1 protein-coding gene and 1 pseudogene are annotated in these 9,014 nt (G+C 64.4%); both read left to right on the plus strand.

Features of this window, described 5'->3' with window-relative positions:
* A pseudogene (locus HY836_RS02200) lies at positions 1–2,852 on the plus strand (heme utilization protein); the annotation flags it as partial.
* A gap of 168 nt (positions 2,853–3,020) precedes the next feature.
* Positions 3,021–9,014: heme utilization protein (locus HY836_RS02205; protein WP_290673143.1), on the plus strand; the 5,994-nt coding region annotated here is incomplete at its 3' end.

Genomic DNA, 9,014 nt, shown 5'->3' on the forward strand with positions numbered 1-9,014 from the left:
CCACTCAGGCGCTGTCCACCGCCCAGGTTGCCGCACTCAACACGGCCCATGTTCGCGCCCTCAACACGGCCGATACCGCCGCGCTGACCAGCGACCAGATCGCCAACATGAGCTCGGCCCAGGTGGGCGCACTGAGCACCGCCCAGATCGGCGCGCTCAACACCAACCAGGCCTCGGCCATCGAAACCACCGACCTGGCCGGCCTGAACACGGCTGCGGTACGCGCCTTCACCACCGCCGCCGTCAACGCCCTGACGACCGACCAGATCACCAACCTGAACACCGCCCAGGTCAACGCCCTGAGCACCACGCAGGTCGCCGCGCTCAACACCAACCAGATCGGTGCCATCGAAACGTCGGACTTGGCCGCACTGACCACGGCACAAGTGGCCGTCTTCAACACGGCGCAGACAGTTGCCCTGAACACCAACCAGATTGGCGCGCTCAACACCGCCTCGATCCGGGCGCTCAGCACGACTGACACGTCCGCTTTGACCACCGATCAGGTCGTGGCGCTGAACTCCGCCCAGATTGGCGCGCTCAGCACCGCCCAGATCGCCGTACTCAACACGGCCCAGACAGCCGCGATTGAAACCAGCGATCTGGCCGGCCTGAACACCGCCGCCATCCGTGCCTTCACCACGGCAGCCATCAACGCGCTGACCACCGAGCAAATCGCTGCACTGAACACGGCACAACTGAACGCCCTCGGCACCACCCAGGTGGCTGCGCTCAACACCAACCAGATAGGTGCCATCGAAACCGCCGATCTGGCCGCCATGAACACGGCACAGATCGCCACGTTCAACACGGCACAAACCGTCGCACTGAGCACCAGCCAGATCGCGGTGCTGAACACGGCGCATGTCCGCGCGCTCACCACCGCAGACACGGCCGCGCTGACCACCGATCAGATCACCGCACTGAATTCAGCGCACGTCAGCGCCCTCAGCACGGTTCAGATCAGTGTGCTCAACACGGCCCAGGCGGCAGCGATCGAAACCAGTGATCTGGCCGGCCTGAGCACCGCATCTATCCGCGCCTTTACCACGGCGGCTGCAGCAGCGCTGACTACGGATCAGGTCGTCAACCTGAACACCGCCCAGGTCAACGCCTTCGGCACCAGCCAGGTCAGTGTGCTGACCACCGCCCAGATCAACGCCATGGAGACGACCGACATCGCCGCCATGAACACGGCGCAATTCAGCGTCTTCACGACGGCACAGGCCGTGGCCATCAGCACCGCCCAACTGGGCGCGCTGGGTACCTCGGCTGTCAGAGCATTCAACACGGCTGACACGGCGGCATTGACCACCGACCAGATCGTGGCACTGAACTCCGCCCAGATCGCGGCACTGACCACGACGCAGATCGGCGTGCTGACAACCAACCAGGTTGCCGCTATCGAGACCAGCGATCTGGCCGGCTTCAACACGGCGGCGATCCGCGCCTTGACCACCGCCGGTGTGGCCGCGCTGACGACCGAAGAGATCGTGGCGCTCAACACCAGCCAGGCCGCAGCCTTCACGACCACGCAGATTGCAGCGCTGAACACCAACCAGATCGCCGCGTTCGAAACCGCCGACTTGCGTGCCATGACCACGGCTGAAATCCAGACCTTCAACACGGCCCATATCGCCGCGTTGAGCACGGAACACATCGTGGCACTGAGCAGCGCCCAGTTCGTGGCCATGAACACCGCGGATATCGCCGCCCTGAACACGGCGCACATCGTGGCCATCGAAACCGCCGATCTGCGCGCCTTCACCACGGCGCAAATCGCGGCCCTGCACACGGATGTGATCGCGGCACTGGACACCGCACACATCCAGGCGCTGACCACCGCCGATATCCGTGCCTTGAACACGGCCCAGTTTGCCGCGATCACCACCGACAGCATCGTCGCGATGACGACAGCGCAGTTCCGCGAATTCTCTACGGCACAGATCCTGGCCATGACCACGGATCAGATCGCCATCATGGAGACCACGGACATTGCAGCCTGGAGCGTCACGCAAGCCGTCGCCCTGACTTCGACGCAAGTCGGCGCCATGAGTGCCTCGCAACTTGACACCTTGATCAGCTCGACCCCGATCGTGCTGGACCTCAACGGCGACGGTGTGCAGACACTCTCCGCCGCTCAGGGCAACAGCTTCGACCTGAACGCCACCGGCAGCCAAAACACCCACGGCTGGGTGTCAGCCACCGACGGCCTGCTGGTCATGGACCGCAACCATGACGGCCGCATCAATGACGGGACCGAACTGTTCGGCACCGCCACGAAGCTGGAGAACGGCCAACGCGCCGGCGATGGTTTCACCGCGATGCGAGCGGAGGACAGCAACCACGATGGCAAGCTGACGATCGCGGACGCCCGCTTCCATGATCTGAAGGTCTGGGTGGACGCCAACAGCGACGGCGTCAGCGAAACCGGTGAAATGATCGATCTGCAGAGCCTGGGCATCATCGAAATCAACCTGACGTCTCAGACCGGAACGGAGATCAACCAGGGCAACGTCGTGGGCCTGGTGTCCGACTACAAGACGAGCGATGGCGCCACCCACGCCATGGCTGACGTCTGGTTCACCAAGTCGACAACGTCCACCGAGCATGCAAGCATGGATGCTGCCCCGGCAACGGCGGTAGTGACGGGTGCTGACAGCAAACACCTGGCAGTCAGCGCAAGTGATCTGCTGGCTGACCGTGGTCACGACCTGTTGGCCAGCCAGGCGTCTGCACCGACCAAACCGGAAGTACAGGCAACCCCGGCCGTGGAGAACCTTGACGTGCACCTCGTCAAGCTGGACCCCACTCAGCTGGTAGATGACAAGCAAAACAACCCTCTTATTTGAGGTTTGGCTACGCACGACTTCAGTAACGATCGTGCGTAGCCGATAAGTGCCACAACAGGATGAAGTTGGTGTGCCTCGCACGCGCCCATTTGTTACCGGCGGGCTTGTCAGGCCATCAACTTTTCAGTCATTACGTGCCAGAGCGCATTGGATTCAGAGGGATTGAACATGTCTTCACTCATTCCTAAGTTCACGACCACCCAGATTGCTGGGCTGTCCACTCAATCCATTGCGACTTTGTCCACCGAGGACTGGGCGTCGTTCAACACGGCCCAGATAGCCGCCTTGACCACCGTCCAGATCCCGGCCATCCAGACAACGGACTTCCGATCTCTGACCACGGCGGCATTCGCGGCGCTGGACACCAATCAGATCGGGGCGCTCACTTCCACGCAGGTCAGCGTACTGAGCACCACGCAAGCGGCGGTGATGACCACAGCGCAAGCGGCGGCCCTGGAAACCACAGACATCAGCAGCCTCTCGACGGCTGCTGTTCGCATTTTGACGACCGCTGCTGCGGCCGCCCTGACAAGCGACCAGATCCAGGCGTTGACATCCACCCAGGTCTCGTCGCTGTCCACCGTACAGGTGGCGGCGCTAGGCACCAACCAGGTCGCCGCGCTGGAAACCAATGACATCCGCGCGATGTCGACGGCGCAGATCGCCGCCTTCAACACAGCCCACGCTGCGGCGCTGACATCTAACCAGACTGCGGCGCTGACCACCGCTGAAGTCAAGGCGCTCAACACAGCCAATGTAGCCGCGCTGGGCACAGACCAGATCGCCTCGCTGTCGTCTAACCACGCATTGGTGCTGGGCACCGATCAAGTGGCCGCACTGACCACCGCGCAAGTGGTGGCCCTCAACAGCGCCCAGACTACCGTACTGAGCTCCGCCCAGGTGGGTGCACTGAACACGGCCCAGGCCAACGCCATGGAAACCGGCGACCTGGCAGCCATCAGTACAACGGCCATCCGTGCCTTGAGCTCCAACGCCGCGGCAGCCCTGACGACCGACCAGATCGCCGCCCTGAATTCCAACCAACTGGCCGCGATGACGTCGAGCCAGTTCGGCGCGCTCAATACCGCCCAGGTCGCTGCCATCGAGACCAATGATGTTGCCGCGATCAACACGGTCAACGTTCGCGCGATCTCGACAGCCGGTATTGGTGCCCTGACCACCGATCAGGTTCAGGCGATGAACTCGAGCCAGATCGCTGCACTGGGCTCCTCGCAATTCGGCGCGCTCACCAGCGCCCAGGTTGCTGCACTGCAAAGCGTGGACCTGGCCGCCGTGAACTCGGCACAGATCGGCGCACTGAATACCTCGCAAGCCGCGGCGATTGAAACCACGGACATCAGCCAGATCTCGACGACGGCGCTGCGTGCCTTCACGACCGCTGCCATCAACGCGATGGACACGGCACAGGTGAACGCGTTGACCTCCGCGCAAGTGGCTGCCTTGAGCTCCGCTCAGACCTCGGCGCTGAACTCGGCCCAGGTCGCCGCGCTGGAAAGCACCGACCTGGCCGCGCTGAACTCGGCCCAGGTGGCCGGCTTCAACACCTCGCAAGCCGCCGCCATCGAAACCACCGACATCAGCGCCCTGAGCACCGCCAACGTGCGCGCACTGACGACGGCTGCCATCAATGCCCTGGGCACCGATCAGATCGCCGCCCTGACCACGGCACAGACATCCGTGCTCACGACCGCGCAGACGGCTGCCTTGAACTCAGCCCAGGTCGCCGCGCTGGAAAGCACCGATCTGGCCAACCTGAGCTCGGCCCAGGTGGCCGTGTTCAACACCTCGCAAACCGCTGCCATCGAGACCGGTGACATTGGCGCGCTGAGCACCAACGCTGTCCGCGCCCTGAGCTCGGCTGCCATCGGCGCCCTGAGCACCGATCAGATCGAGAACCTGAGCTCCAACCAGATTGGCGCCCTCACCTCAGCCCAAACGACCGCCCTGAACACCGCGCAAGCTGCGGCCATCCAGACCAGCGACATCAGTGCGATGAGCACCGTGGCCGTTCGCGCCCTGACCACCGCAGCCGTTGCCGCGCTGGGCACGGATCAGATCGCTGCCATGAACACAGCGCAGATCTCTGCGCTCAGCAGCTCGCAAGCCCAGGCCTTGACCTCGGCCCAGGTTGCGGCGCTGGAAAGCACCGACCTGGCCGCCATGAACTCGGCCCAGATCGGCGCCCTGAACACCTCTCAGGCTGCAGCGATTGAAACCACCGACATCAGTGCGCTGAACACGACCAACGTGCGTGCACTGAGCACAGCGGCCGTCAATGCACTGACGACCGATCAGATCGCCGCGCTGACCACGGCGCAAACCAGCGTCCTGACCACCGCGCAGGCGGCCGCCCTCAACACGGCCCAAGTGGCCGCGCTGGAAAGCACTGACCTGGCCAGCCTGAACTCGGCTCAGATCGCCGCGTTCAACACCGCCCAGGCAGCCGCCATCGAAACCGGTGACATCAGCGCGCTGAACACCACCAATATCCGTGCCCTCAGCTCGGCTGCCATTGGCGCACTGAGCACCGACCAGATCCTCAACCTGAACTCCAACCAGGTTGGCGCCTTGACCACCGCGCAATCTGCCGCACTGAACACGGCTCAAGCTGCTGCCATCCAGACATCCGACATCAGTGCGATGAGCACAGCGGCAGTCCGCACTCTGACGACCGCTGCCGTGGCCGCCCTGGGCACCGACCAGGTCAACGCCATGAACACCGCGCAGACCTCGGCGCTGAGCAGCTCGCAGGTTCAAGCCCTGACCTCCGCTCAGGTTGGCGCGCTGGAAAGCACCGATCTGGCCGCCATGAACTCGGCGCAGATCGCCGCACTGAATACCGCGCAAGCCGCCGCGATTGAAACCACCGACATCAGCGCACTCAACACGACCAACGTGCGCGCCCTGAGCACCGCAGCCGTCAATGCCCTGACAACCGATCAGGCAGCCGCATTGACCTCGGCTCAGACCAGCGCGATGACGACCGCGCAGACGGACGCCCTGAACACCGCTCAGATCGCGGCGCTGGAAAGCACCGATCTGGCCGCTTTCAGTTCCGCCCAGGTTGCCGTTTTCAACAGTGCTCAAGTGGGTGCCATCGAAACCGGCGACATCAGTGCCCTGAGCACCAACGCTGTTCGCGCCCTGGCCACTGACGCCCTGGCTGGCCTGACCACCGACCAGGTCGAGGCCCTGAACTCCAACCAGGTCGGCGCGCTGACCACGGCTCAATCGGCCGCGCTCAACACCGCCCAGGCCGCCGCGATCCAGACCTCCGACATCAGTGCGATGAGCACAGCGGCTGTCCGCACCCTCACGACGGCCGCTGTGGCCGCACTGGGCACCGACCAGGTCAACGCCATGAACACCGCGCAGACGTCTGCGCTGAGCAGCTCGCAAGTTCAGTCTCTGACCTCCGCCCAGGTTGGTGCGCTGGAAAGCACCGATCTGGCCGCCATGAACTCGGCCCAGATCGCTGCCTTGAACACCTCGCAGGCCGCTGCGATCGAGACCACTGACATCAGTGCGCTCAACACCACGAACATCCGTGCGCTGAACACGGCCGCCATTGCTGCCCTGGGCACCGACCAGATCGCCGCCTTGAACACCGCGCAGACCGCAGCACTGACCACCGCGCAAACAGCCGCGCTGACCACAGCCCAGATCGCCGCGCTGGAAAGCACCGATCTGGCCGCCTTCAATTCCGCCCAGGTGGCCGTTTTCAACAGCGCCCAGGTTGGCGCGATCGAAACCACCGATATCGGCGCGCTGAACACCAGTGCAGTCCGTGCCCTGAGCACCGCCGGTATCCAGGGGCTGACCAGTGACCAGGTGGTGGCACTGACATCGGCCCAGGTAGGCGCGCTCACCAGCTCGCAGACTGGCGCCTTGAACACCAGCCAGGCCGCAGCCATCCAGACCAGCGACATCGATGCCATGAGCACCGCTGCCGTGCGTGCCCTGACCACCGCCGCCGTGGCGGCCCTGGACACCGACCAGGTCTTGGCCCTGAACACCGCACAAACCAGCGCTCTGACTTCCAACCAGGTCCAGTCGTTGACCACGGCCCAGGTCGCCGCGCTGCAAAGCACCGATCTGGCCGCCATGAACTCGGCCCAGGTAGGCGCACTGAACACGGCTCAAGCCGCCGCGATTGAAACCACCGACATCAGCGCCCTGAACTCGACCAATGTGCGAGCCCTGAGCACAGCCGCTGTTGCAGCATTGGGCACCGATCAGATCGCCGCGCTGACCACGGCTCAGACTGCCGTCCTGACCACAACCCAGACCGGCGCCCTCAACACAGCACAAGTGGCCGCGCTGGAAAGCACCGATCTGGCCGCCTTCAGCTCGGCCCAGGTGGCCGTGTTCAACAGCGCACAGATTGGCGCCATCGAAACTGGTGACATCAGCGCCCTGAGCACGAATGCCGTGCGCGCCATCGTGACCAACTCGCTGGCCGGCCTGACCACCGATCAGGTGGTCGCCCTGACGTCCAACCAGATCGGCGCACTCACCAGCGCCCAGACAGCCGTGTTGAACACGGCCCAGCCTGGCGCCATCCAGACCACGGACATCAGTGCCATGAGCACGACGGCTGTCCGCGCCCTCACGACCGCAGCCATCGCGGCCCTGGGCACCGACCAGATCGAAGCGATGAACACCGCCCAGGTCGCTGCGCTGAGCAGCAACCAGGCGCAGGCCCTGACCTCTGCTCAGGTCGCCGCGCTGCAAAGCACCGATCTGGCTGCGATGAACTCGGCCCAGATCGCTTCGTTCAACACCTCGCAGGCTGCCGCAATCGAGACGACCGACATCAGCGCCCTGAACTCGACCAATGTGCGAGCCCTGAGCACCGCTGCCGTCAACGCCCTGACGACTGACCAGATCGCAGCGCTGACCACGGCGCAGACCAGCGTGCTGACCACCGCACAGACGGATGCGCTGAATACCGCTCAGATCGCCGCGCTGGAAAGCACCGACCTGGCCGCCTTCAGCTCGGCTCAAGTAGCGGTCTTCAACAGTGCCCAGGTGGGTGCCATCGAGACCGGCGACATCAGTGCACTGAGCACCAACGCTGTCCGCGCCCTGGCTACCGACTCCCTGGCTGGCCTGACCACTGACCAGGTCGTCGCCCTGACCTCGGCCCAGATCGGTGTGCTGACCACGGCCCAATCGGCCACGCTCAACACCGCTCAGGCTGCCGCGATCCAGACATCCGACATCAGTGCGATGAGCACAGCGGCTGTCCGCACCCTGACCACCGCTGCGGTGGCCGCCCTGGGTACTGATCAAGTCAACGCGATGAACACCGCCCAGGTCGCTGCGCTGAGCAGCAACCAGGCTCAGGCGCTGACGTCCGCTCAAGTGGCCGCGCTGGAAAGCACCGACCTGGCCGCGATGAACTCCGCTCAGATCGCCGTCCTGAACACCTCGCAGGCTGCTGCGATTGAGACGACCGATATCAGTGCACTGAACTCGACCAACGTGCGTGCCCTGACCACGGCTGCCGTCAACGCGCTGACCACCGATCAGATCGCCGCCCTGACCACCGCGCAGACCAGCGTGCTGACCACGGCACAAGCCGGCGCCCTCAACACGGCCCAGATCGCCGCGCTGGAAAGCACCGACCTGGCCAACCTGAGCTCGGCCCAGGTGGCCGTGTTCAACAGCGCGCAGATTGGCGCCATCGAAACCGGTGACATCAGCGCCCTGAGCACGAGTGCCGTGCGCGCCATCGTGACCAACTCGCTGGCTGGCCTGACCACCGATCAGGTAGTCGCTCTGACGTCCAACCAGATTGGCGCACTCACCAGCGCCCAGACAGCCGTGTTGAACACGGCACAGCCTGGCGCCATCCAGACCACAGACATCAGTGCCATGAGCACGACGGCTGTCCGCGCCCTGACGACCGCTGCCATCGCGGCCTTGGGCACCGACCAGATCGAAGCGATGAACACCGCCCAGGTGGCGGCACTGAGCAGCAACCAGGCTCAAGCTCTGACCTCGGCACAAGTGGCCGCTCTGGAAAGCACCGACCTGGCTGCGATGAACTCGGCCCAGATCTCTGCCCTGAACACGTCTCAGGCTGCCGCGATCGAGACCACCGACATCAGTGCTCTGAACTCGACCAACGTCCGC

Origin of the sequence: Aquabacterium sp. (assembly GCF_016234775.1) — a bacterium.
In the GTDB taxonomy this organism is placed as follows: Bacteria; Pseudomonadota; Gammaproteobacteria; order Burkholderiales; family Burkholderiaceae_C; genus Aquabacterium.